Genomic DNA, 24,979 nt, shown 5'->3' with positions numbered 1-24,979 from the left:
CGGTGGAGGGAAGGGACCATGATGTTTTCGCTAGACCAGTTCGTTTTCAGCCTCAAGACCGCGCCGTTTAAGGAATTGCAGCGGCAGCGCAATTGGAAGCACCGCACCTCCTCGCGAGTCAATGCGCGCGACGCGTCGCAGTTTACGGGTCAAGGCGACGACACGATTACGGTCAACGGCATGGTTGCGCCCGAGTCGATCGGCTCGATTGCATCGCTCGATGAACTCGCCACCATGGCCGATATCGGCGCGGCCTACGTGCTGGTCGATGGTATCGGCACGGTCTATGGTGCGTTCATTATCGAGAGCCTTAACGAGACGCAGACGTATCACACGGCCGAAGGCGTACCGCGAAAAATTGAGTTCAATCTGAGCCTCAAGCGCGTTGACGATGCTCTGGTCGAGAGCGCCAAAAGCAAACAGAAGGCCGAACAATGAGCGACAGCCAGGTCGACAAAAAGCGCGCTGTTCAGGCTGACTATCGGGTGTCGCTCAATGGAAAAGACCTGTCTAGCATCATTGCACCGCGGCTGATCAGTTTGACACTTCGCGAGTGCAGGGGAGGAAATTCCGATACGCTCGACATCGTGCTCGATGATTCGAAGAATGACCTAGCCATTCCGAAGCGTGGCGCTGACATCAAGCTATCGATAGGATGGGCAGGTGAATCGCTGGTGGACAAGGGCACATTCAAGGTCGATGAAGCGGAAGCGAGCGGTGCACCCGATATCATCACGATCCGCGCGAAATCGGCGTCAATGACGAACGAGATGCATGTGCGCCGGGAAAAAAGCTGGCACGGGCAGACACTTGGCGCGATCGTGGGCGCGATAGCCGGTCGGCATTCGCTTAAAGCTGCTGTTGCTGCGACGCTCGCCAAGGTGGCGATCGATCACATCGATCAGACCCATGAAAGCGACATGTCGTTTCTCACACGCCTTGCCAAGCGCTACGACGCGGTAATGAACGTGAAGGATATGCGGCTGCTGTTCATGCCGATTGGAACCGGCAAGACGGTAAGCGGACAGGCGCTTACCGTGCTCAACCTCACGCGCTCAAGCGGTGACGGCCATCGATACCACGTCGCGCAGCGCGAGAGCTATACAGCCGTGCGCGCGCATTGGCACTCGAACGCGAAGGGCAAGCGAAAATCGGTGATTGTGGGCGGCGAAAACAATAAGAATGTGAAGGTGCTGCCGGAAGACTATGCGAGCGAAGCAGAGGCGAGAGCGGCGGCCGAAGCTGAGTTTGCACGTACTCAACGTAGTCAGGCCACGATGAGCTACAAACTGGCTTGCGGCCGTGCTGAGTTGTTTCCCGAAATGCCGGTGACGGTCACCGGATTTAAACCCGAAATTGATGCGACACCATGGCTGGTTAAAGAGGCCACGCATACCATTGCTGACGGCGGGTTTGAGACGAGCCTTGAGTTAGAAGTGCGCGACGATCCGACGACGGAGCGGCATCGATCGCATTTCAGGAAGGGCGGGAGGTAGAAGCAGGCAGTCCTGCGAAATGCTGTGTTTCGATGCTAGCGCTATGCCGTGACCTCAGGGGCCGATACTATTCGTTGTCCTTTGCAGCGGCTCGCACTTGGCTTTGCAAGGGCGCGAATGCAACTGGCTGCGACAGTCGGCGGCCAGTTTCCGACATCCGAGCATCAATGGCGCGTAATTGGCCGAAGCGGCCACACAAGACCAGAGCGCCGAACGACTGTTTCGACGTCAGGGCCGGATGCTCAAACCCTGCGCATTATCATTTGCTGCGAATGGCCGCAGTTATCGCGAAAGACTTCTATATGCAGTGGCGAAGTAAAAGACAGTGCTGGAAATCTAAACGCACATGCCTTTTGACAGATCTATAGCAAAAACCCCAGTTCAAAGACTTTAGGCCTTAGCTTTAAGGTCAGAGTTTCGTATGCGTCCTCAAACGGTGAGAAGTCTACTTCCTCGTTCTCGCTGTTTGCTTTCAAGGCACGCCTGACCTGATACCAGCCAGCATCTGAGCGGTTCAGCATGAACTCGTCGCGGATTCGCTTTTCCAAGCGCGTCGCGTGAAATGTCTTCCAGATTTTCTTGGCCTCACCCAACAGGGCTTTGGCATCACCGGACAGCTTGAGCTTTGCAAGGTAATCACTCATGAAGCTGGACTCCAAGCGTTTGGTAGCGCCCATCTCAATTTCCGTGAACGGAACAAAATGGTTCACAAGAGTCCATTTCTTATCGTTCCATTCAAGACCGTCGCACCCTGCGGTAAGGTTGCTGCCATTAAACAACATCCAAACCAAACAATCTGACTTGAACTCGTCAGGAAGCGCCTTGGTAGGCTGCAAGAATTGGTCTCTATCATTGAGCCACGTGGGCTTGACCAAGCGACGAACCGAGAAAACTATCGCGCACTGCAGAAGGTTGTCTTTGGTGATATACAATCCGCCGCCATTGCCTCCTGTGTAGATAGAAGAAGTGATCAACGTTTCTTGACCAGCATGCTGCAAATCGTTGTTGCTAGCGTATAGGTAGCCGATCATGCTGTCGCACGACTTCTTTAGCCGTGGATTAGTCGAAATCGTGAATGCATTTGAAAGTGGCAGTGCCAAGTCGTCATTGGTTCCTGGAGGCGTGATCCATTTATTCAGGTATGTCGAAGCCGAACCATTAGTGAAATCTTTGACGCCGACGAACTCGCCGGTTTTCGTTAGTGCTTGAGTAGTGATGGTTGTGATGGGTTTTTTCTTGGACGTGTCCCAGATCAAAAACCCGATAGGGAAGTCCCCTTTGATACCGTCGAAAGCTTTACTATGAACCGCAAAGCCACCAAGATATTCGGCTTGCCAGTTTGCTCTGAACGTCTCGAAATTTGGTGCCACTACATACTTGAGTTTGCTGAACATGGCGAGGGTCGCGTTAGGCAACTCCTTCTGAATTCGTGCTAGAAACTGAACAAATAGTTCCTTGCTTGCATAGCCAAATTTCATCTGGGCATTGATTTTCGATTTTTCTATGCCTTTTTTGTTCGTGTCCCCTTTGCCGATGCCAGAGCCGGTTTCGCCATATGGGGGATTGATGAGCACAAGAATCTTCTTTGCACCTTTCCTTTTCTCCTTCGCGGCAGCAATAGCTTCCTGTAGCGCGGCAGGCAGTTTCTTGCTCAAGGAATAATCTATTTCGCCTGCATCCGTGATGTCATCGTTGAGGTAATCGTATTGAAATTTTGTCGCGGCAACACAGGTTAGGCTCGCAGTCATGACTTCGATATCGGCCGTGTCTAACGTGCTCATGAAGATGTTTCGGTGGTTGGAATGTTTAACTTCCAAATTGCCCACACCGCAACACATGTCCCACACTACATAGTTCTTCTGCCAGTTTTGGCCCAAAGATTCGGCAAGAAGGTTATAGGCTTTATCAACGATGACTAGCGGGGTATAGAAAGCCCCTTTGAAGCTCCGTTCATCGAGAGGAAGCAAACTGTCTCGGCGCTCAAGCAGATAGCCACGGTATTCCTCTTCTGGGGGACGGTGGTACATTGTCCAGAACTTTCGATATCCCCGGTCACTAGACAGCTCGTAAGTTTTGCCGTTGAGCAAAAAGACTGGGCGGTCATCTTCATGCAGAAGGCGGGCTGGCAGATTTGCCATCGCGGCCTTGATGCCGTCATGCATGATGTCAGCAAAGAATAAAAGAGCGTGCTCCGATTTGCTAACGCCCTCGATCTCCTTTCCAATCATTTCTACCCACGTGTCAAAGACCTGGCGCAAGTTGGCTGGAGTGATCGGCGTACGGACCAGCTTCCCATCTTTGATTGCCTTCTTGACGGTGGCAATAAATTCTTTCTCGTGACTATCGAGCTTGAAAACAACAAAGTGGGTTTCAATATACGGAGCCGCCTGCGCAGCAACTTTCTTGTCTACCGCAGAAGCTGATTTAGGCCACGTGATTGTTTTATCGGTCATGATCGGCAACGCCTTGGCCGTTTCCATGATGGCCGCTTTTTCACGATCAATGACTGCTAGAAAAGGTGGAATGCGTTCACCTTTCTTTCGCGCATCTCTCACGTAAAAGAGTAGTTGTGCAAACATAAGGACTGGTGGAGCGTGAGCCGCTTTTGCTTCAAACCAAATTTCATCAGTCCGTATGTCAATGAGCCCTTTGGTGGTGCTCTTTAGACCCAAAGCCTTGATGTATGCATCCTTGACGTCTTCCTCACTTTTTGCTTTTGCAAGTTCTGTGACCAAACTCATTGGGGACCTATTTTTCTAAGAATGATGGACGAAAAGATGACTTAAATTTGCTGGAGCGGCTAACAGACATATTACCGCGTTGCTTCAACACACTGCTATAAATGCGCTTTGCAAGCGCCGTGAACATCGCTATACTACCGAGCTTCCAAGCGCTGCTTCGCTCCTTTGGCACTCCATGACCGAGCCGCAGTAGAGTTGCTGATCCTGTCGGAAACAGGTACCGACGTTTTGCAACTTGATAAGGCAGTGTAATGCAAGAACTTGGGTGGTTAGCTCAGTGGTAGAGCACTGCCTTCACACGGCAGGGGTCACAGGTTCGAACCCTGTACTACCCACCAGATCCGCGGGAAACCTCACATAGCCCCGCAGCACAAGGCCCTCAGGCGTTACAGCCAAGGGCCTTGTGCTTTTTGTACTTCGAAGGATGCGCTCACCCATCTGCAAGCCGTTAGACGCGATACAACGTAAGCGCGCGGTCCCGATCAGTATTGACGGCAGGTTATATCTGAGCCTTCAGGTCGAATTCGCAATGTCGCGTAGAGCAGGGCGGAAAACTACGCAGCTACCTGATATTCGTAGTAAGGCTGAGACGGATCATCGAGGATCGCGTACTGAGCCGCGAGATTCGCTGGATCAGGATTGAGCCAAGCGTCAACGTGCTCGGGCTTGATCGGAACGATGCAGCGATCATGTCCAGCGATCGCAATTTCGGCTGGCGGGTCGGTCGTAACGATCGCGAAAGAAAGCAAATCGGATTCTCCCTTGCCGCTCCAGCGTGACCACAGGCACGCGACAAGCAGGTCCTGACTCAATTTTGGCTTGAAATGAAGGATGACATTTTCATCTTTCTCACCCTCTGCAAGCTCTCGTTGCTCCAACTTGTGTCGGCTGACATTCTCGTAGAACGAGTTGACGATCATCAGGCCGTGCGAATGGCCGAACAGGTCTTTCCAAAAACCCTCCAGGTTGTCACGGCGAGCGTTATAAGTGCCGGGATATTTCGCGTCGTAAAACGCCGGTTTTCCTGCCGGTCGACATTGGTAACGCATCGGTTTGACGATTCGCCGGCCGTTTTCAACGACCATGACAGGGGCGTATTGGCCGGGAAAGATACGCGAATCACCCTGCGTCAAATTCGTGCGCCGAACGTCCGCAAGCTTGCTTATCGTCCACGCGATTTTGTCAGTGGCAATGCGCTTGCTCTCGCCCGCCGCTTTGGTGGGCTTTGTCTGAAGTGTGCGTTCGGCATCGGTCAAGCGCGCCTGCTGCTTGGCTAGGTCTTGCTGCAACTTCGCGATCTGGTCCGCGTCGAATGCGTCGATTGACGTCTTGATCCGGCGTTCGTCGTCCGTGGTCGGGTCGGAGAAGGGCATCCCCATTGCCTTCGGAATTTTGATCTTGCTGCCGCTCTGGCGATCCCAGTACAGCCGGACGTATTCATGGATGTCGATGTCCGCGCCGAACATCCTTGTATATTTGCGGTAATCCGCCACGATCTGAGCCGAATAGCACATGTCGCGAATCTCCCTAGCTAAAGGCCACGCAGTGGCATGAATATCAGCGTAGAGCCGATTTGTGATTGTGTGGCGCGATTCCTTGTTATCGGCCCGTCAAATTGAAAAAGCCCGCAAGGTGCGGGCTTCGGTTTAAAGCATGTGGTGCGATGTGGCGTACTCGCGTAGCGCTTCGTTTATTCGGGTTTGCCAGCCGTCACCGGTTGAGCGGAATGCCTCAACCAAGTCACGGTCGCAGCGTAAGCTGATCGCTTCCTTAGTGACTTCTGCGGGCGGTCGACCACGTCGTTTAAGCAGTGTGTCAGCGGCCGTCGTTCCAACGCGCTCGGCGAGCGTTTCCCGAACTGGCCGCATCCGGCGCATTTCATCGGCACTCAGTTCGCGCGCGTCAGGATCGGCCGCGATGCCGCGATTGATTTCAGCGTCTTCCGCATCAGTGGGCATCACGATCTTGCGTTTGCTTGACATAGTTATTTACCTCGCGTTTGTTGGCTTTGCGTAGACTAATCACGCGCAGAGCTGATCTTCGTATCGTGTAGACCACGCAGAAAAGGCGCTCGCCGATAAAGCCATGTGCAACCCAACGTTCTTCGTTGTAGTCGTGGCGCTCGTCGAGCACATCGATTGCGCTGTCCCACTCGAATTCCTCGACGAGGGCCAGGGAAACACCGTGCGTCTCACGGTTGATCTGGTCTTTAGCCGGGTCAAATTCGATCTGCATGATTTATTGTATATACATTAATTTGAATTTTCAAGAACGTGCCCGGCTGGTTGTGAAAGCCTGCATGCCGAGTCGCCGGACAAGGTTAGCGCGGGACTCGTGCGCTTTCTCGATGGTGGTTTCGTAAGTCCCGTCCAGCTTTGCACGCCGTACTTTTTCGACCACCGACCACCCGCGCACGTAGTGCTCAAAGCTCCGTGTGCTGGACGTGTAGGCCGGTGCGACGGCTTCGACCCATGCGTGAAGGTCGTCGTGGGTCACGACAACCTCGCCGAACAAATCAAACATCTGACGAAATCTCCAATTTATTACGGATGCGAAAGGTAACGTAATACGGCCGTACGCTGGGAACAGAGAGAGAAGCGCGCCCGATCAGGCGGCTAGAAGGAGGGAGTGCGTTGTGTTTTGGAGACGTTTCTTACGACGCTTAAAATTTGACATAATATAAATTATCTACTTCAGTGGTATCTAAAGAAGTGTTGCGGATTTCGCCTCGCTGTCATGGATTCGACGCAACAGCTTCATATCATTTGGCACCTTTTTACCGTTGCGTCGATCGATGACTTTCCTCCAGTTATCGGATTCGCTGGTTCCGGGCCAACTGAGAAGCGTCACCCTGGTCGGTGAGTCTGCAATTCCACGATATTGGGCCAACGTCTGGCTGATCATGTCGATGGGCCATCTGGCCGAATCGACCCAAACTGGCAAGCTTCGGTACATCGAGGACCTTTACCAGCACGCGGACCGGATTCTGGGACCAAACGGTCTCGACGATGCGCTTGCTGGCGTCGATGATGGCGCGCTGGCCGACGTTCTTGAGTCGTGGTTTGTCTCGATCCGGAATCGGCCGCGAGCCACCCGAGCCGACGAGCTGCGCTGGCATGCCGGCCTCGGGTTTGTGACGGACGTGGTGACATGGCGTTCCAAGAGCCGAATTCCGGATGATCGCCTGCGAGCCATCGAGGCGCGCTTGCACAGGCTTTCGACCTTATACAGCCAATTGCATGTGCGGAAAACCAGTCAGGTTGAAACCGTCCGCTCATTGCCAGCATCCGTCGTGGAGGCGCTTTACGATCTGCTGGACCCGGAGTCGAGTGGGAATCCGTTCACGCGTGCGAAGACCCGCTGGCGCATTTACATCGCCTTCGTGCTGATGTTGCATCAAGGACTGCGGCGTGGCGAGTTGCTGCTGCTTACAGCCGACTGTGTAAAGTCCGGCTTTGACAAGAAAAGGCAAACACCGCGTTATTGGCTCAATGTGCAGGAGAACGAATATGAGGACGGCGAAGCCGATGAGACGATCGACTCGCGGTACTCGAAGCCAAGCATCAAAACAGTCCATTCTGTCCGACAGATTCCTGTCAGTGGGCTAACGGCTCAGCTGGTCCAGACCTACGTTGAAAACTATCGCGGCCGCCCGAGCCACCCCTTCCTGCTTAATTCATATCTTGGCAACCCGCTCGCGACTGAATCGCTGACAAAAGCGTTTCGCGAAGTCTCGAATGTGTTGCCGGAGCCGGTACGTCGTGAATTGAGCGATCGCTGTGGCAAGGATTCCGTTATGCCGCATGACCTGCGTCACACAAGCGCTGTCGTGCGCTTACATCAACTGCTGGATAGCGGTGACGCGATGGATGAGGCACTGCAGAAGATGCGAGCGTTCTTCGGATGGTCAAAGAAATCGTTGATGCCCTCACGCTACGCGCGGGCTGTGTTCGAGGACCGGCTAGCGGACGTGTGGAATGACAGTTTCGATGACCAGGTAGCGTTGCTACGCGCCATCCCGAAAGGGCTCTGACCATGCAAGTGCCCCGCAGCATCGGCGTTGCGGATGTCGCTCGCAAGGCCGGAGATCTGATCGCCGACGTGGTCTCGCGACTTCCAGCGCTTCCTCCCATCATCCGCTACTACGACGAATTTGATGACGCTACCCGCTCGATCACTTCGCCCGCGGACACTGTGGTATTCGAACTGTTGATATATGGGCGGCTGCACAGGCTGGACTTCGATCGTTGTCCAGGCGCATATGGCATGCTGGTGAAGCAGCTCTTCTTGTTTCTGCTAGGCAAAGGACTTCATGTCGTTTCCGCCTTCAAGGCAGCCAGTGGAGCGATGCACTTCTCGGTTCCCGAAGTCGAAAGGCTGGTCGACGCCGGCCCGCACAAAATCGGTCGTGAATGGGCCGTCATGCGCGCTCGCGACTTGCCTCAGGATGCGTACCGCTTCGGCAAAACACTGCTGCGGCTGCTGTGTGCCCACCGACTTTGCGGCTGGTCTCCGACGTATGAAGAATTTATACGCTCTTCCCTGCCTGGTCCTGCAACAGATTCGCACGCTGGAGTGCATTCTGGAGATGTCTTTCTATCGGTCGACGAAGAAGCAGCGATCGTGAGGCATCTGGACGAAACGGTTTCAGCTCTCACGTCGTCCGTGAGCGCACCTCCAGCACACGAGGACCTCTGCGACGCCGGCATGTTGCTGTGTGCCTATCAGTTTGCCATGCGTCCGATCCAGATCGCGATGCTGAGCATGAGAAATGTGCGTATCTGGCAGGATGCGCCGGATGGTCCGCCGACGGTGCATTTGACCTTCCATATGGCCAAGCAGAAAAGTACCTCAAAAAGAAAGCCACTCACGCGCCGGGTCAAGCGAGAATGGGCTCCGATCATCGTTGCGTTTAATGGTCACCGGCAAGCTGAAGGAGCTGCTGGTGCCGCTCGTTTCTTTGCTGTTCAATCGAACTACGAAGCGGGAGCGCGCATTGCCACGCTGGTGAGGAAACTGATCGGTTCTGATGATCTCGGTACGGCCATGGACCTGCGACATACAGCGGCCCAACGACTCGTTGACGCCGGTGCCAGTCACGAGGAGCTCGCCGAATTCATGGGCCATTCCAATGTGCGGACCGGGCTCGTTTACTACGAAACATCTGCCACTCACGCGGAGCGCGTCAACCGTGCACTCGGCGCATCGGACATATACCGACGCGTGGCGAAAATTGCACACGACCGGTTCATCTCCCCGGAAGAGCTCACCCTTCTTAAAGGTGAGCAACAGATCGCTGGTGTGCCTCACGGCATTCCGATTGCAGGTATCGGCGGATGTTCTTCGGGGCAACCTGCCTGCCCTTACAACCCGGTCACGTCGTGCTATGGATGCAGGAAGTTCATGCCCTTGCACGATAAGGCGATGCATGAGCACGTGCTAGCCGCCATGCGTGAAGTAGTGGTGTTCTTCGATCAGAGTTCTCGCGGCGACACCAGCTCGCCAGCCTACCTGCAACTGCAGCGCACGATCGCTGAAATACAGTCGGTCATCGAGGAACTGGAAGGCGAGAATCGATGAATCCACACTACTCCGCGTTCATCGATCTGGGCAAAGCGCTGGCCCATGAGAAAGGCCTGTCATGGGACATGCCTCTCGACGAAACAGGCGCCGCATGCGACGGCGTCGGCTGGAATCTTACTGTCATTGCCGGCGACGTACCGCCACCGACCCATTACCTGCGAGATCTCGGACCTGATGCGAAGGCGCTCGCGATCATCAATGCGGAGCGCGCTGAGCAGGGCCTGGCGCCACTGCCCCGGCGCCCTCTCTCGCCGGCCTGGCAGGACCTGATCAAGGCATCCGTTACCGAACAGTTACTGTTCAAACGGAACACCACCGGACATGTCATGCAACACATCGCGCGCCCGCTCCGGGTGGTTGCAACATGCGTGGAAAAGGATCCTTGGCAGCTAACCGTTGATGATCTCCGTATCGCGATCCGCATTGGAGCAGCGATACAGGCCAGCGGCAAGCTTGGCGATCTGGTCGCCGGTATCGTCAAGGTGATTCTTGATGCCCAGCACCTCTGCGATGTGGGGCAGTTGTATCCGTCGCTAGACAGTGCGCGCATGCGTACGAAAAGCGTGATCAAGGCGAAACATACCTGGTCGCAGGACGAGTTGCGCGCCGACCTGGAGGCACGCAAGCGCAAGGAGCGGCTACCCGAACGCCGGGCGTTCTGGGAACTGACCCGGATCGTGATGACCGAGAGCCCGCGGACGTTCATGGACGATCTGCGGTTCGCCGCCGTGCGGACAATGATCGTGACTGGCATGCGTGCGGGCGAAGCTGCCCTGTTGCCGGTCGACTGGAAGCGCGAGCGGACGTATCTGGACTCAAAGGGGCGGCCTGCCGGCGAAGCCGGTGGAATCTCAACGTCGCTGATGGCCCGGCACTTCGCGGAAAAGCAGCAGGACGACGAGTCGGACAGCCGCTTCCTGCGTGAAAACACCCAGCCTGTTCCCGACATGTTCCGGGCTCTGCTGACTGAGACGCTTGACCACATCGCGAAGCTCACAGATCCGCTACGCGCGACGCTGAAGCTGCAATGCGAGACAGGGCGTCTGCTTCCGTGGTACCCGAGCGACGGCCTCGTGCCCATCATCGAAATCTATACGCGGTTGATGGGTAACCCGTTCTGGCTGGACATCAAACGGGAACCGTTCATTGAGCGCTACCGGCAGGAATTCGATCCGGAGGTGCTGATTGAGTTGTATCGTCACCAGACGGAACGGTATCTGCACGGTCCGGTCGGACTTGATATGGCGGTCTACAAGTTCGGAAGCAGACTACTAAAGAAAATGCGGGACGGACACACTACCCTTCGCGTCCGCCGTGCTGACGGTAGGGCCATCGGGGACCGACAGCGTGCGGGATGGCATGACAGCTATCTGAACATCGGCGAGCTTGAGGAGCATATCCGTTCGGCGACCCCGACGAAGGTCTCTGATATAACACCGCTGCCGCTTGCGGTCGGCGTGGTGCAACCGTGGGAGTTTCTGTTCGTTCAGCCCAAGCGCTCGCTCGCCGAGGAGCGCAACGACGGCGTTTGCGACGTGACCCGCTACATGGCGGTCAACCGGCCTGATCCTACGTTCATCGGACAGGCGCTCGGCGACTCGAAGGACCTGCCGTCGCTGTTCGAAAAATACGGACAGACCGACGAAGACCGTGCCTTGAAGATCGAGTCGCACATGCTGCGTCATCTGCAAAACACCGAGCTGTTCCGGCTGGGCGTCGCCGACACCATCATCTCGAAGCGCTTCAACCGGCGCAGCGTCGCACAGAGTTACGAGTACGACCATCGCAGCCTCGCAGAAGATTTGGACCAGATCGAGATCCCCCAGGACATCGAGATCATGCTCGGTGAAAAAGCCAGCACGGTTGCCAGGCTCATCAAGGGCGGCAAGGCCAATGGCCCGATCGTGGACGCGTTCCGGCGCATCCAGGCAACAGAGGGCGACACTGCCGCGTACGAGTACCTGCGCGCCGAAGCGGACGGTTTCCATGTCACACCGTATGGGCATTGCCTGAATTCATTTACGGTCGATCCCTGCCCCAAACATCTCGAGTGCTTCGCGGACTGCCGCCATCTGTCGGCCACCGACCTGCCGGAGAACCGGCAGAACCTGATCCGGCTCGAGGGCAAGTTCAAGCTTGCCCTTGAGTCGATCAAGGCTAGACCATCAACCAGCATCGGCTGGCAAAACCAGCTTGACCACGCAGAAAAGCGCTTGGCCGGCGTACAGAAGCTCCTCACGACGCCACCAGGAGAACGTCCCTTCCCTGATGGCCCGGACCTGTCACAGCCCCGGGAACGTGGAGTACTTGATGACTAAACCGAACGAGATTGCACCGTCCAACGACAACGAAATGCGCGAGATCCTCGAAACGTTGCTGGCCGATGACGCAGACATTACGGCACGCGCCGTCGCCCGACTGCACCCGTCCATCAATGCCGCATCATCTATCACGCGCAGTGAGCCACGAAGCAAGTTGCTCGCTGAATATCAGCAGCGTCAGGCGGAGTATCGGCGCTGGCGCGCTCGCGTTGCGAAACGGTCCGGCGCAGACACGGCAACATCACTAGCCGACAAGAATATCCGGATCGCAGAGCTCGAGTCGACCGTTGAGTTGCTGACGGCATCGCACCTCGCCATGCTACGCGCCGTTGGTGAACTGGGTGGCTTCAGCACGTGGGCGAAGTTCTACGAGCCGTATCGGGAAGCACGAGACAAACTCGCCGAGCTTGGTGCGCTGCCGGAGGCGGCAGTGTCTGCGATGTCCCCGGACTCTCGCGTCGAGCCGGCCCGTGGCCCGGCGAAGAAGCGACGCTGAGTTCTTGGTCTAGCGCTATAGCGGTATGCTAACGGTTGTCGAACGCTTTGCCACGAAATGGCTGAGCCTCGCGGCTGGCGCCGCCCTCTCCCGAAAGGAGTGTCACATGTCCTACTGCCCGTTCTTCCAGACGCTGCATGATGAAACTCGTCCCGTGGGCCATCTCGGCCGGGGAAGTCACTACTCCGTTCTGCGAGTACCGACGTGGCACGATGAGCTGTTGAATCCGCTCCAGAGCGCCACGTTTCTTGACTTCGCTATTGTCTGGGATGAGGACCACGACGAGCGGATCATCGATGCGATTCTGATCCTTTACCTTGGTGGCCTGCTGGCTCCGGTTCGATTCATCGGGGAACGAAAAGGTGTGCTCTCGATACTCCTGGCGCCGGCCGTCATAGACGCGTGGGATGAGCCGACTTTGCAGCGTTATCGTGACGATGTTGAGAGCGTTTGCACGAGCCTTGAGGATCCGTGGACGGCGGAAGTGAACAGCATTGATAGCTCGCTACATTCAATCATCCACGCGGCACCCGAGGACGTCGCCACATATCTGAAAAACATCGACATGCTGTGGCGACTCGGGACCAGAGCAGCCGGGGATCAATATGCGTGAACGCAACAACCACCAAGCATGTCGTGTCGGCGATGAGCCACGGGTGTTGCGTCACTACGCGCTTGGGCGCGCAACGCTGGGGTGCTCTTCGTTAGCGCAACAGCACTTCGACAAATACTCTGCGCCTGTGGATAACTTCGACCTTATAAATAAAGGAAGAGTCGAAGAACAGACCTTCGCAACACCACGCCCTAGGTGCCAAGAATCACTTTTTTAAGTAGCAGCTAAATAATAATGTCCATTTGCAGCCAGATTCAAAGGTCCGCTTTCGGGCGGCTTAAGCTTGCCCGGCGTCGATTCCCGCGGCGTGTGTCAAAGTAGTCTCCGTCGGCACATCGAGAACTGCATGTAACATCCATGCTTCCAACTGCGCGAAAAAGATGAACGTCAAGGCCATTCTACGGATAGCAGTTTTGACTATCGCCGCCGCATCGGGCGCGGCGCTGCCAGGGGTATCGCCGGCGGCCGACCCTGATCTTGTGCAGCGAGGCGCCCAGCTTGCAGCGGTAGGCGACTGCATCGTGTGTCATACGGCCTCGGGCGGCGCGCCATTCGCGGGCGGCTTGCCAATTCACACGCCGTTCGGAACGCTCTATTCCACCAACATTACGCCGGACACAAAAACGGGCATAGGCGCCTGGACGCTCGATGCGTTCGTGCAAGCCATGCGGCGTGGCAAATCGAGCGACGGCCATCTGCTTTATCCCGCCTTTCCTTACGTTCACTTCACCCACATGACGGACGCGGACATTGCCTCGGTCTATGCGTTCATGATGTCGCGCACGCCAGTGCAGGCAACTGCGCCCGCGAACAAGCTAATCTTCCCGCTGAATTTCCGGCCGCTGCTCGCAGTGTGGAACCTGTTGTACCTGCACGCCGATACCCCCGAACCGATGTCCCGCACACAGGATCCCCAACTGGATCGCGGCCGTTATCTGGTCGATGGCCTCGGCCACTGCGCCGCGTGCCATACGCCTCTGAACGTGTTCGGCGCAGAAAAGAAAGACCGTACATTCGATGGCGCCGTGATCGACGGCTGGGATGCGCCATCGCTCAAGACGCTGTTGGGTGCGTCTACGCCATGGACGCGCGAGCAGTTGAGCACTTATCTACGCACGGGCGTGGCGAGCGAACACGGCGCGGCTGCCGGACCCATGCTGCCGGTGACGCGCTCGCTCGCGAACGCATCGCAAGCGGATGTGGAAGCAATGGCCGCCTACATCATGTCGATACAAACGCCGCCCCCTGCCGCTCCCGCCGCGCGGGTCGCGTCCGGCGCAAGCTTGCAGCAGGCAGGCGCAACCCTGTTCGAAGCTTCGTGTGCGGCCTGCCACGCCGCGCACGCGCCGATGAACGTGGTCGGCGGCAGGCCGTTGCTGTCGCTAAGTACATCGGTGAATAGCGATAGCCCGCGCAATCTCGTGCGCGTGATGCTCGACGGACTGCCCGCGCAAGGCAGCAAGGCCAGCGTCAGCATGCCGCCGTTCGCCGGCATGCTGACCGACGCCCAGATCGCCGATCTCGCAAACTATCTTCGCGCACAATACAGCAACCGGACGCCGTGGCAGCTTCAGGCCGATGACGTCGCGAAGTACCGCAAGGAAACGCCCACACCATGATCGCGCTGACTGTGAACGGCGAGCGTCATACGCTCGACATCGATCCATCCACGCCTCTGCTCTACGCGCTGCGCAACCAGTTGCAACTGCACGGCGCCAAGTACGGTTGCGGCCTCGGGCAATGCGGCGCGTGCACGGTGATAGTCGAAGGCGAGCCGGTATTCTCGTGCCTGATGCCGGTTGCGGCCATCGGCGAGCGCCGGGTCATCACCATCGAAGGACTCGGCACAGCCGACAAACCCGGCCCGCTGCAACGCGCGTTCATCGATAAACAGGCGGCGCAGTGCGGCTACTGCATCGCGGGGATGGTGATGCGCGCGCAGGCGCTGCTCGATCGCACGCCTTCGCCCACGGAAGATGAAATCCGCGCGCACATGGAGCCGAACCTGTGCCGCTGCGGCACGCACATGCGCATCATCGCGGCAATCGTTTCGGCGGCCTCCTCCTCTACTCAAGCGGCGGGACGCGCATGATGCCCGAACACAGCGCCGCGCGACGGCGCTTCCTTACTGCAGGCAGCGTGATGGTCGGCTTCTCGCTCTTGCCGGGAGCGGCCGCCCGGGTCATGGCGCAAAGCTCGACCACCGAAGCGGGCACGTTTACCGCCGCCGCGCCGGATCTGCCCGGCAGCCTCAAGACTTCGCCGATGCTTGACGCCTGGATCCGTATCGACGAGAAGGGACACGTCACGGCGTTCACCGGAAAAGCCGAGCTTGGCACCGGCATCCGCACCGCGTTCATGCAGATCGCGGCGGAAGAACTCGGCATTGCGCCATCGGCCCTTACGCTGCTCACCGCCGATACCGCCACCACGCCGAACGAAGGCTACACGGCCGGCAGCCACTCGGTCGCCGACAGTGGCACCGCGATCGCGAACGCTGCGGCGCAAGTGCGCGGCCTGCTGCTGCAATCGGCGGCGGCCAAGCTCGGCGTGGACGCGGCAACGCTGACAGTCAAGGACGGCGAGGTGGTGGCCGCCGATGGCCGCCGCCTCGGATTCGGCGAGGCCGTCAGCGGCGTAAATCTGCATCAGCAGGCGCAGCCGGGACTGCCGCGCCGGGATCCGCGTAGCTACGAGACCATTGGCCGGCCGGTACAGCGCGTCGATATTCCGGGCAAGGTCACCGGCCGCGCGAGCTACGTGCAGGACCTGCGTTTGCCAGGCATGGTTCACGCGCGCGCCGTGCGCCCACCCGCATATGGCGCAACGCTCGCTTCGGTCGATATCGCGTCCGTGCAGGCCATGCCCGGCGTCATCAAGGTCGTGCGCGACGGCAGCTATCTGGCCGTTGTCGCCGACGACGAATGGCGCGCGATCCTCGCCATGCGCGCGTTATCGGCGGCGGCCCGCTGGAATGCCGGTCCGCCCCTCCCCACGCAGGCGACCATCCACGCGACCTTGCGCGCCCTGCCCGCTCAGGACATCGCCGTCGCCGATCGCTCCAGCCCCGCCGCACCTGCCGCGCAGACCTTGCACCGGCGCTTCACGAAACCGTTCCTCACGCACGGTTCGATCGGGCCATCGTGCGCGGTGGCGCTGATGGACGGCGATCACCTGACGGTCTGGACTCACACTCAGGGCGTGTTTCCGCTGCGCAACGGATTGGCCGAGATGCTGTCGATGCCACCGGACAACGTCCGTTGCGTGCACATGGAAGGCTCGGGATGCTACGGCCACAATGGCGCGGACGATGCCGCCGCCGACGCCGCGCTGATCGCCCGCGCGGTGCCTGGCCGGCCCGTCCGGGTCCAATGGATGCGAGAACAGGAACACATGTGGGAACCCTTCGGCCCGGCAATGACTACCGACCTGAGCGCATCGCTCGATGCAGGCGGTCAGATCGTCGACTGGACTTGCGAGATCTGGAGCAACTCGCATAACCAGCGCATTGAGAATGCCGGCCGCCTGATGCCTGCGTGGTCGCTCGCCACGCCGATGACACCCGCGCCGCCCAAGGAAATTCCAATGCCCGAAGGTGGCGGCGACCGGAACAGCGTGCCGATTTATCGCGTGCCGAACCTGCATGTGCACGAGCATTTCCTGCTCGACATGCCAATCCGCGGCTCCGCCATGCGCTCGCTCGGCGCATACATGAATGTGTTTGCAATAGAAAGTTTTATCGATGAACTGGCGGCCAATGCAGGGCTCGATCCAGTCGAATTCCGCCTGCGCCATCTGGACGATCCCCGTGCGCGCGATGTCATTCAGAAAGCCTGCACCCGTTTCGGCTGGGCAGCAGCGCGGTCTGTTGCGCGTAAGCCGGATCACGGCGTGGGCTTCGCTTTTGCAAAGTACAAGAATTTGATGGCGTACTGCGCCATTGCCATGGAAGTCACCGTGGAGCGCAACTCCGGCGGCGTAAAGGTCGAACGCGTCGCGTGCGCGGTGGATTGCGGGCAGATCGTGAATCCCGACGGCGCACGCAATCAGGTCGAGGGGGGAGTTATCCAGTCACTGAGCTGGACACTCTTCGAGCAGACCACCTTTGAGGCGCATGGCATCACGAGCTTCGACTGGAGCACTTACCCGATCCTGCGGTTTTCGTCGGTGCCGGGACGCATTGATGTCGACCTGATCGACCGTCCTGGCACACCGTTCCTCGGGGTGGGAGAAGCTTCACAAGGGCCAGCCGCTGCGGCGCTGGCCAATGCTGTCGCCGATGCCACCGGCAAGCGGGTGAGCAACCTGCCGCTCGCGGGCGACCCTTTGAAGGCGTGAATGGGCAACCGCTTTTTGACAGGCAAACGCGTATTTACAAAGATACCTCTAAAGTAGCAAAGTCATATGCCCGATAAGATAGAAGGCGGAACTGCAATAATGCGCCAGCGGCATGCCAACCCATTTTTCCTGACGGCGTTCGAACATGATCGAAATCCATGACCCGGAACAGCCGGCCGGACAGCCCGGCCGTTGCGGCGGCTGCAACGCTGGCGAGACTGCACCCATTGAAATGGCTTTCGCGTTTCAGCCCATTGTCGATGTGAAATCGGGCAGCGCCTATGCACACGAAGCCCTCGTGCGCGGTCCGAATGGCGAGTCGGCGGCGTCGGTGCTGGCGCAGGTGGACGACGCGAACCGTTATTACTTTGATCAGCGGTGCCGCACCACTGCGATCGCGCAAGCTACAGAAATGCGAATGCAGACGTTCCTGTCGATCAACTTCATGCCGAACGCGGTCTATCAGCCTGCCGCATGCATCCGCAGTACGCTCGAAGCGGCTGAAAAGCACGGGTTTCCGGTCGAGCGGATCATCTTCGAGACAATCGAGGGCGAAAACATCATTAGCCGTCCGCATCTCGTGCAGATTTTCCGCGCATACAAGTCGTTCGGCTTTCAGACGGCAATCGACGATTTCGGCGCGGGCTACTCCGGCCTCACGCTGCTCGCTGACTTCCAGCCGGACCTGATCAAGCTCGATATGGCGCTGGTGCGTGGCATCGATACCGATTCCGTGCGTCAGCGGATTACCTGCGGCGTGCTCACGATCTGCCGGGATCTGGGGATTCGTGTGATTGCCGAGGGTATTGAAACACCCGGCGAGCGCGACTTCCTTGTGGCGAACGGCGTTACGCTGATGCAGGGCTACCTGTTCGCGAAGCCCGCCTTCAAGGCAATGCCAACGATAGCAAGCGCAGGCTGATACCGGGTTCTACGCAAGCTGGAAACTGGCGAGACAAGCTGCCGCTCAAGTTTTCCAGTTCGAGGCCGTTATACGGTACATGCGACAAGGCGCTATTCACGGCCGGCGATATCACTTCTACCGACGAAGCAAGCAACTTCCGACCGCGGATGCACGGCGCGATCATAAGCCGCATTGCCTGAAAAGTAGTCTGCTCAATCAGCAGGTTTCACAGCACGGCGATGCGAACCAGCTTGCATGCGCGTCTATGCCGAGGCCGACTATCGCCCTGGCTTAACTATCATCACGCTGCCAGATTTCCGGCATAAAATGCGACTCCCGCCGCGATATAACGGCGTGCGCTACTACATCACCAATGCATGTCGATCTTCTTACCCTTTATCTGCTTGCAATTGGAACGCTTTTCGCCAGTTCTGCGCTGACGCTTTGGGAACGCCGAATAAATCCAAGGCGCAACAAGGAGTTGAAGATACTGGCAGCGGGATATGCGACGCTTGCAGTTGGCTGCGCGGTGGCGACGTGGCGCCGCGACCTTCCCGGCGCGACAGGCTCGGCCTTCAGCAACCTCGTCATTCTTTCCGGCTACCTGTTGATTCTGCACGGCGTCGCGTCGCTGAACGCACGGCAATACCGCGCAAGTTCGATCGGCCTGCTCGCCGTAATGGCGCTGACGTGGGCCGCTGGAGGCGCGCAGTGGCAGGATGCCATCTGGAACTACGCAAGCGCGATTCCAATTGCGTTGGCTTGCGGCATGACATCGCGCGAACTGCTGCGAAGCGACGGGATGAAAGGGTTGCAATCGCGCAGCATCGCCATGCTGGTGTCGGGCGGACATGCGCTGTTCTACGCCGCCCGGGCACTCGTTTTGCCTTGGCTGGCGACACTGTACGGACATGATTTCCTATTGCTGCTCAGCAAGATCACAATGTATGAGGGCGTGCTGTATTCGGTTATCTTGCCGATGACCCTGCTCACGCTCATCCGCGAGGAAGCGCATGGCCAGCTTGTGCAGGAATCGCAAACGGATTATTTAACGGGCCTCGGCAATCGCAGATGGTTCTTCGAAGAGAGCGCGCGTGCCATTCGCGACGGCCAATCATCCCGGCCCATTTCACTTCTTGCCTTCGACCTCGACCGCTTCAAGGCGATCAATGATCGATACGGTCACGGGACGGGAGACCAGATCCTGAAGTCATTTAGCGACGTTGCCCGGAGCGTGATCGGTTCCAAGGCAATTCTTGCGCGCCTGGGTGGAGAAGAATTTGCTGCGCTGCTGCCTGGACACGACAGCGTCCGCGCCAAGGAAATGGGCGAGGCCATTGTTAGGCGTTTCGCCGAGACGATCTCTCACCACGTCAACGGAACCGGGATACAGGCCACGGTCAGCATTGGTCTGGCACAGTTTGGAAGCGAAGCGTCCACCCTTGCCGACTTGTTGGCCGAGGCCGACCAGGCGTTATACAGTGCGAAATCGCTGGGCGGTAACCGGCTCGAGTTGGCACAGTCCAGTGCAAGCAGCTCGGCTGCCTGAAATCAACGGCTGGAGAAGGACGTCTGGATTGTTCTGAACAAGACAGGCCAAACCGGGGAATCAATCGATACCTCATCGTAATGGCTGGCGTTGGGGACTTCGATGTAACGAATGCTGTCGCCTGCGCGCCGCGCATCGTTTGCGAAATGTTTTGCGATTGCCGGCGGCGCTACGCTGTCGAGCTCGCCGTTGATCAAGATCATTTCCGAACCTATGGGCAACATGCTTTGCGGCGAGGTGTCGGCAAATACTTCCTCGCGGCCAGGTTGCGGCTTACCCGTCAACGCGACGGCGTTCACGCCACATGCCCGCCTGATGTCTCCGGCATCTTTCAAGTCAGGCAGCGCGCCAAGTCCGATCACAGTTGGCAAACGCATCGGAGTGGCCGAATAAAGCGCACTGCCCGTCGCAATCCGGTGTCGCGCAGCAGCCCATAGCGCGAGCTGTGCGCCCGCCGAATGCCCAACCACGACTATTCGGGAAAGATCGATATTCAAGCGTGACGCTTCGCCCGAGAGTCTTTGCAGCGCTTGCGCGACATCGAGATACGTTCCGGGAAACCCGCCACCCTCTTCGTCAATACCTCGATATTCAATACTCCATACCATCCAGCCCTTATCGGCAAGTGCGCTGGCGAGGGGAGCGATCTGCCGCAAGCCGCCGTATTGACGCGCCCAGCAGCCGCCGTGTACCAGCACGACCACCGGAAATGGACCGCTGCCGCGCGCGCGAAACAGTTCGACGAATTGCGACGAAGCAGGACCGTACGCAACATGCTCGTCGGCGGAGCGCCCGTGCATTGCGAGATAGTCCTGTAGATGCAGCGGCTCTGCGCAAAGGGGTCCGACGCACAAGGCGGCGGCGATCACGAACAACAAGCGGACGAAGCGTCGATAGGGCATTGATTCGAGCGCTAACCCATCACCTTGTCCAACGTGATGGGAAGATCGCGAACGCGCCTGCCCGTAGCGTTGAATACGGCATTGGCAACCGCCGCGCCCACGCCGGTGATTCCAATCTCACCCACGCCGCGCGCGCCCATCGGCGTGTGAGGATCTGCTTCCTCGCCCCATATGATGTCGATCTTCGGCACGTCAAGGTGAACAGGCACGTGATAGTCCGCAAGCGATGGATTCATTACACGCCCGGTCCTCTCGTCGAACTCGCTTTCTTCCATCAATGCAAGGCCCAGCCCCATGATGATGCCGCCGCGAAACTGGCTCGCAGCCATCTTCGCATTGATGATCCGGCCGCAGTCGAACGAACCAAGGAAGCGCGACACGCGAACCTCGCCGGTGACGGCGTTGACCCGCACCTCGCAGAAGAGCGCGCTGTGGCTGTGCATGGACCAGTGTTGCAATTCGAACGGCATCGGCGCTTCTGCCTCAACAGTGACCTCCTTTTGCCTGGCGCGAGCCAGTATGGCGCTGTAGGTTTCGAACCGGCTCTCATCGTCCAGCGCGCACAAACCGCCGTCCCTGCCGCCAACGTCATCGGGCAAAAGCCCGGAAAGCGGCGAACTGTTGCCGGCGAACCGGAGCAGTTCCCTCACAAGCTTGTGATGGGCGGCAATGACGGCAGCGCCGATGGCCGCCGTCTGTTGCGAGCCGCCCGCGAGCACCACGCCCGGCAATCTGGAGTCGGCGTATCCGAAGTCGATGTCGTCCATGGTGAGCCCGAGCCGCTCGGCGGCAATCTGGCTATGAGCGGTCGCTGTACCCATGCCCATTTCGTGCGCGGCGATGCTGACAGTGGCCCGCCCTTTGTCGGTCAGCGTAATCCGTGCCGCGCCACCCGGCATCCGATAATACGGATAAGTCCCCGTGGCACAGCCCAGACCGACCAGCCAGTCGCCATCGCGCCGGGTTCCCGGCTCGCCGCGCGCTTCCCAGCCGAAGCGTTCGCGGCCGGATTTCCACGCATCGACAATACCGCGCTGCGAGAACGGCAACCCCGTCGTCGGATCTTTCTCCGGTTCATTCCTGAGACGCAATTCGATGGGATCCATCTTCATGGCGTGAGCGAGTTCGTCGATACCCGATTCCAGCCCAAAGGTGCCGACCGCTTCCCCCGGCGCCCGCATGAAGGTGTTGGCCGTCATGTTCATCCTGACGGTCTCCACGTCGAGCAGAAAGCTTCGCGAAGCGTAGGCGCTCTTGGCCGGCAGGATGAAAGGCTCAGGCATGTTGTTGTGCGGCGTCATCGCAACCGTGCCGGTGTGGATCAGTGCGTCCAGCGTGCCATCGGCCTGGGCGCCGAGCGCCACGCGTTGTTCCGTGAGCGTACGGCCGCCTACAATGCGGAACACGCCTTCCCGGGACAACATGATCCGCACGGGTCGCTGCGCGAGCCTTGCGGCGGCGGCAGCCAACACCTGATGCTGCCACACGGTCTTCGACCCAAAGCCGCCGCCAACGTAGGGCGAAGTGACATGCACGTTCTTCTCGTCGATACCGAATACCTCCGCCATGGTCCACGCTTCGTGAGCGACCGCCTGCACGGTATCGTGGATGCGCAGTTCGTCCCCCTGCCATGCGAGCGTTGCCGCATGCAGTTCGATGGGATTGTGGTTGTGACGCGGGGTCGTATAGCGCACGTCGATCTTGTAGGGCGCCGCAGCCAGCATAGCCTCGGCATCCTTGATTTCAAGCTTCAGCGGTTCGCCCTGGAATACTCCGGGCTCCGAACCATTTGCCTTCGCCGCGTCCAGCGAGGTCACGCCGTCGCTTCCCGTCTCGTAGGTCACGCGGATCAGGGACTGCGCGTGGTCGGCCTGCTCCTGCGTCCCGGCCAGCACCAGCGCGACCGGCTGGCCGTTCCAGTGAATCTGGTCGTCCTGCATGATCGGCAGGTTGTCGCCGCCCGCCGCCTTGGGCTTGGTCATGAACGCGGGCATGGGCTTGAGGCGGGGCGCGTTCCGGTAGGTCATCACCAGTGCGACGCCTGGCGCAGCTTCGGCGGCGGCGGTATCGATATCCGCAATCCGCCCGCACGCAATCGACGAATACTTCAATGCTGCGTAAGTCATGCCCTCCAGCGGAAACTCGGCGGCGAAGGTCGCACGGCCGGAGACCTTCAACGGCCCGTCGATACGGCTTACCGATGCACCGATCAGCCCATGCTTATGCAGAATCAGCGGGTCTGGCTTGCCGCCGGGAATAAAGCTGTCAGGGGCAAGCGCAATGGCCTTTTTCATTACCGCTTGCACGGCTTCTTTGAAGATAGGCATTAGCGGTTCTCCTTGAGGGCCGACAGTTTGACCAGCGTGTCGGTGATCACGCGCCGGGCGAGTTCGATCTTGAAGGCGTTGTCGCGAAGGCCTCGTGCGGGAGCGAGCTCCGCCTGCGCCGCCACGCGGAACGCCTCCTCAGTCGCCGGAGCGCCTTTGAGCGCCGCCTCAGCCGCATTCGCGCGCCACGGTTTGTGGGCGACACCGCCCAGCGCGATACGCACGTTCGCCACGACGCCGTCCTGCACTTCGAGAATCGCCGCCACCGAAATCAAGGCAAATGCATAAGAAGCGCGGTCACGCACCTTGCGATAACTTGAACGGCCTCGCACGCCGGGCGGCAACGTCACGGCGGTGATCAACTCGCCTTGTTCCAGCACCGTTTCGATCTGCGGCGTCTGGCCCGGCAGCACGTGGAAATCGACCAGCGGAACATTGCGTGCGCCGTTGCGTCCCGTCAGCGTCACGACTGCATCGAGGGCAGCCAGCGCGACGGCCATATCGGAGGGATACGTGGCGACGCAGGCGTCAGACGCGCCGAGAATGGCGTGCATCCTGTTGAAGCCTTCCAGGGCATCGCAGCCCGTTCCCGGCGAGCGTTTATTGCAGTGGGCGGCATCGTCATAGAAATAACCGCAGCGAGTGCGCTGCATCAGGTTGCCGCCCATCGTCGCCATGTTGCGGATCTGGGCCGAGGCACCCGCCAGAATAGCCTCCGACAATACCGGGTAGCGCTCGCGTACCCGCCGGTCGGCCGCTGCCGCGGTGTTCCTGACGCCGGCGCCGATACGCAGGCCGCCATCGTCCGAATCTTCGATTGCACACGATAGACCTGTTACGTCGACCAATACCGACGGATGCTCGATAGTCTCGCGCATCAGGTCAACAAGGTTGGTGCCGCCACCCAGATATTTGGCATTGGCTTGAGCGCCAAGCATCAGCGCTGCTTGCGGGTCCGATGCCCGTTCATATGTAAAGGGGTTCATCAGGCGGCCTCGCGCGTGCTGGGCTCGGTTTGTTCCTCGCCGAACGTATCCTGGATCGCGTCGACAATGCCGTTATAAGCGCCACAGCGGCACAGGTTGCCGCTCATTCGTTCGCGCAGTTCGGTATCGGTCAGCTCGAACGCTTCCGCGGCCACGTCCTCGCTGACATGGCTGGGCACGCCGCACTTCAATTCGTGAATCATGCCGACAGCCGAGCAAATCTGCCCCGGGGTACAGTAGCCACATTGAAAACCGTCATGTTCCACGAAGGCTGCCTGCAGGGGATGAAGCTCGCCCGGTGCGCCCAGTCCTTCGATTGTGGTGATCTCGCAGTCCGAATACTGCATAGCCAGGGCAAGGCAACTGTTGATACGCGTTCCATTGACAAGCACCGTGCATGCGCCGCAGGCGCCTTGATTGCATCCCTTTTTGGCGCCGAAGAGGTGACGCTGTTCGCGGAGCAAATCGAGAAGCGATGTCCTAGGATCGAATTCCAGTTCTAGCGGGTTGCCATTAATGACGAAATGCATTGCTCGCTCCCTTCAGAGTAGGTTGGCGCTGCGGTTGATGCGTTCGAGCGGTTGCCCAAACAATCGCTCATACGCGTTGGCGTGATCGCCGTGCTGGTGTGCACCTCGGCGCGGGCGCCAAACGAACCTGTGATTTCGCCCGGAACCAGACGGGGTCGGCAAGTAACCCGTTTTGCATGTTTAAGCGTGCTAA

General features: G+C 58.7%; 21 protein-coding genes and 1 tRNA gene. 13 read left to right on the top strand and 9 right to left on the bottom strand.

The annotated features are described in order from the left end of the window. Positions 1-18: 18 nt before the first annotated feature. Positions 19-438 (top strand): phage tail protein, encoded by a 420-nt coding sequence (locus tag ACRWA7_RS08735; RefSeq protein WP_438392309.1) that lies wholly within the window; start codon positions 19-21, stop codon positions 436-438. Then, the gene (locus ACRWA7_RS08730; RefSeq protein WP_438392308.1) at positions 435-1,496 is read left to right on the top strand and encodes a phage late control D family protein; all 1,062 of its coding nucleotides are present in this window, start codon (positions 435-437) and stop codon (positions 1,494-1,496) included. The genes ACRWA7_RS08735 and ACRWA7_RS08730 overlap by 4 nt, the downstream gene beginning before the upstream one ends. Positions 1,497-1,858: 362 nt before the next feature. On the opposite strand, the gene ACRWA7_RS08725 is transcribed toward ACRWA7_RS08730, so the two are convergent. Continuing rightward, positions 1,859-4,237: a hypothetical protein gene (locus ACRWA7_RS08725; RefSeq protein WP_438392307.1), complete on the bottom strand. Its 2,379-nt coding sequence runs from the start codon at positions 4,235-4,237 to the stop codon at positions 1,859-1,861. Between the two features lie 263 nt (positions 4,238-4,500). On the opposite strand from ACRWA7_RS08725, the gene ACRWA7_RS08720 reads away from it, so the two are divergent. Continuing rightward, positions 4,501-4,575 (top strand) — tRNA-Val (locus ACRWA7_RS08720). 216 nt (positions 4,576-4,791) lie between these two features. Here ACRWA7_RS08720 and ACRWA7_RS08715 read toward each other — a convergent pair. The 4 genes from ACRWA7_RS08715 to ACRWA7_RS08700 all read right to left on the bottom strand — a co-directional run bounded on the left by ACRWA7_RS08715 (position 4,792) and on the right by ACRWA7_RS08700 (position 6,760). After that, the gene (locus ACRWA7_RS08715) at positions 4,792-5,751 is read right to left on the bottom strand and encodes an SOS response-associated peptidase family protein (protein WP_438392306.1); all 960 of its coding nucleotides are present in this window, start codon (positions 5,749-5,751) and stop codon (positions 4,792-4,794) included. 132 nt (positions 5,752-5,883) lie between these two features. Continuing rightward, positions 5,884-6,219, bottom strand: coding sequence for a BrnA antitoxin family protein (locus ACRWA7_RS08710; protein ID WP_438392305.1), 336 nt, complete (start codon positions 6,217-6,219; stop codon positions 5,884-5,886). After that, a complete protein-coding gene (locus ACRWA7_RS08705; protein ID WP_438392304.1) occupies positions 6,185-6,472 on the bottom strand; it encodes a BrnT family toxin in 288 nt (95 codons plus the stop codon). Before ACRWA7_RS08705 ends, ACRWA7_RS08710 begins: the two co-directional genes overlap by 35 nt. 30 nt (positions 6,473-6,502) lie before the next feature. Next, complete coding sequence (locus ACRWA7_RS08700) at positions 6,503-6,760, bottom strand: hypothetical protein (protein ID WP_438392303.1); 258 nt, start codon at positions 6,758-6,760, stop codon at positions 6,503-6,505. Positions 6,761-7,031: 271 nt separating this feature from the next. Between ACRWA7_RS08700 and ACRWA7_RS08695 the strand changes: the two genes are divergently transcribed. The 10 genes from ACRWA7_RS08695 to ACRWA7_RS08650 all read left to right on the top strand — a co-directional run bounded on the left by ACRWA7_RS08695 (position 7,032) and on the right by ACRWA7_RS08650 (position 20,041). Next, positions 7,032-8,270: a site-specific integrase gene (locus ACRWA7_RS08695; RefSeq protein WP_438392302.1), complete on the top strand. Its 1,239-nt coding sequence runs from the start codon at positions 7,032-7,034 to the stop codon at positions 8,268-8,270. A 2-nt stretch (positions 8,271-8,272) separates the two neighbouring features. Next, complete coding sequence (locus ACRWA7_RS08690; protein WP_438392301.1) at positions 8,273-9,817, top strand: site-specific integrase; 1,545 nt, start codon at positions 8,273-8,275, stop codon at positions 9,815-9,817. After that, a complete protein-coding gene (locus tag ACRWA7_RS08685) occupies positions 9,814-12,138 on the top strand; it encodes a hypothetical protein (protein WP_438392300.1) in 2,325 nt (774 codons plus the stop codon). The genes ACRWA7_RS08690 and ACRWA7_RS08685 overlap by 4 nt, the downstream gene beginning before the upstream one ends. Further along, positions 12,131-12,637 (top strand): hypothetical protein, encoded by a 507-nt coding sequence (locus tag ACRWA7_RS08680; protein ID WP_438392299.1) that lies wholly within the window; start codon positions 12,131-12,133, stop codon positions 12,635-12,637. The genes ACRWA7_RS08685 and ACRWA7_RS08680 overlap by 8 nt, the downstream gene beginning before the upstream one ends. Positions 12,638-12,743: 106 nt before the next feature. Then, the gene (locus ACRWA7_RS08675; protein WP_438392298.1) at positions 12,744-13,250 is read left to right on the top strand and encodes a hypothetical protein; all 507 of its coding nucleotides are present in this window, start codon (positions 12,744-12,746) and stop codon (positions 13,248-13,250) included. Positions 13,251-13,630: 380 nt separating this feature from the next. Next, the gene (locus ACRWA7_RS08670; protein WP_438392297.1) at positions 13,631-14,869 is read left to right on the top strand and encodes a c-type cytochrome; all 1,239 of its coding nucleotides are present in this window, start codon (positions 13,631-13,633) and stop codon (positions 14,867-14,869) included. Next, on the top strand, positions 14,866-15,342 hold the full coding sequence (locus tag ACRWA7_RS08665; RefSeq protein ID WP_060818375.1) for a (2Fe-2S)-binding protein: 477 nt from the start codon (positions 14,866-14,868) through the stop codon (positions 15,340-15,342). Before ACRWA7_RS08670 ends, ACRWA7_RS08665 begins: the two co-directional genes overlap by 4 nt. Beyond that, complete coding sequence (locus ACRWA7_RS08660) at positions 15,342-17,588, top strand: molybdopterin cofactor-binding domain-containing protein (RefSeq protein WP_438392727.1); 2,247 nt, start codon at positions 15,342-15,344, stop codon at positions 17,586-17,588. Before ACRWA7_RS08665 ends, ACRWA7_RS08660 begins: the two co-directional genes overlap by 1 nt. A gap of 145 nt (positions 17,589-17,733) precedes the next feature. After that, positions 17,734-18,510, top strand: a complete 777-nt coding sequence (locus tag ACRWA7_RS08655) for an EAL domain-containing protein (protein ID WP_438392296.1) — start codon at positions 17,734-17,736, stop codon at positions 18,508-18,510. 355 nt (positions 18,511-18,865) lie between these two features. After that, a complete protein-coding gene (locus tag ACRWA7_RS08650) occupies positions 18,866-20,041 on the top strand; it encodes a diguanylate cyclase domain-containing protein (RefSeq protein ID WP_438392295.1) in 1,176 nt (391 codons plus the stop codon). 2 nt (positions 20,042-20,043) lie between these two features. Here the strand turns inward: ACRWA7_RS08650 and ACRWA7_RS08645 are convergent, their stop codons facing one another. The 4 genes from ACRWA7_RS08645 to ACRWA7_RS08630 are packed head-to-tail and all read right to left on the bottom strand — an operon-like array spanning position 20,044 to position 24,786. Continuing rightward, a complete protein-coding gene (locus ACRWA7_RS08645; RefSeq protein WP_438392294.1) occupies positions 20,044-20,943 on the bottom strand; it encodes an alpha/beta hydrolase family protein in 900 nt (299 codons plus the stop codon). 11 nt (positions 20,944-20,954) lie between these two features. Beyond that, positions 20,955-23,270 (bottom strand): xanthine dehydrogenase family protein molybdopterin-binding subunit, encoded by a 2,316-nt coding sequence (locus tag ACRWA7_RS08640; RefSeq protein WP_438392293.1) that lies wholly within the window; start codon positions 23,268-23,270, stop codon positions 20,955-20,957. Further along, positions 23,270-24,256 (bottom strand): FAD binding domain-containing protein, encoded by a 987-nt coding sequence (locus ACRWA7_RS08635; protein WP_438392292.1) that lies wholly within the window; start codon positions 24,254-24,256, stop codon positions 23,270-23,272. The genes ACRWA7_RS08640 and ACRWA7_RS08635 overlap by 1 nt, the downstream gene beginning before the upstream one ends. After that, positions 24,256-24,786 (bottom strand): 2Fe-2S iron-sulfur cluster-binding protein, encoded by a 531-nt coding sequence (locus ACRWA7_RS08630; RefSeq protein ID WP_060818368.1) that lies wholly within the window; start codon positions 24,784-24,786, stop codon positions 24,256-24,258. Before ACRWA7_RS08630 ends, ACRWA7_RS08635 begins: the two co-directional genes overlap by 1 nt. Between the last annotated feature and the right edge of the window lie 193 nt (positions 24,787-24,979).

The organism is Caballeronia sp. DA-9, from assembly GCF_051615025.1.
In the GTDB taxonomy this organism is placed as follows: domain Bacteria; phylum Pseudomonadota; class Gammaproteobacteria; order Burkholderiales; family Burkholderiaceae; genus Caballeronia; species Caballeronia sordidicola.
This window is presented reverse-complemented; position numbering and strand designations above follow the sequence as displayed.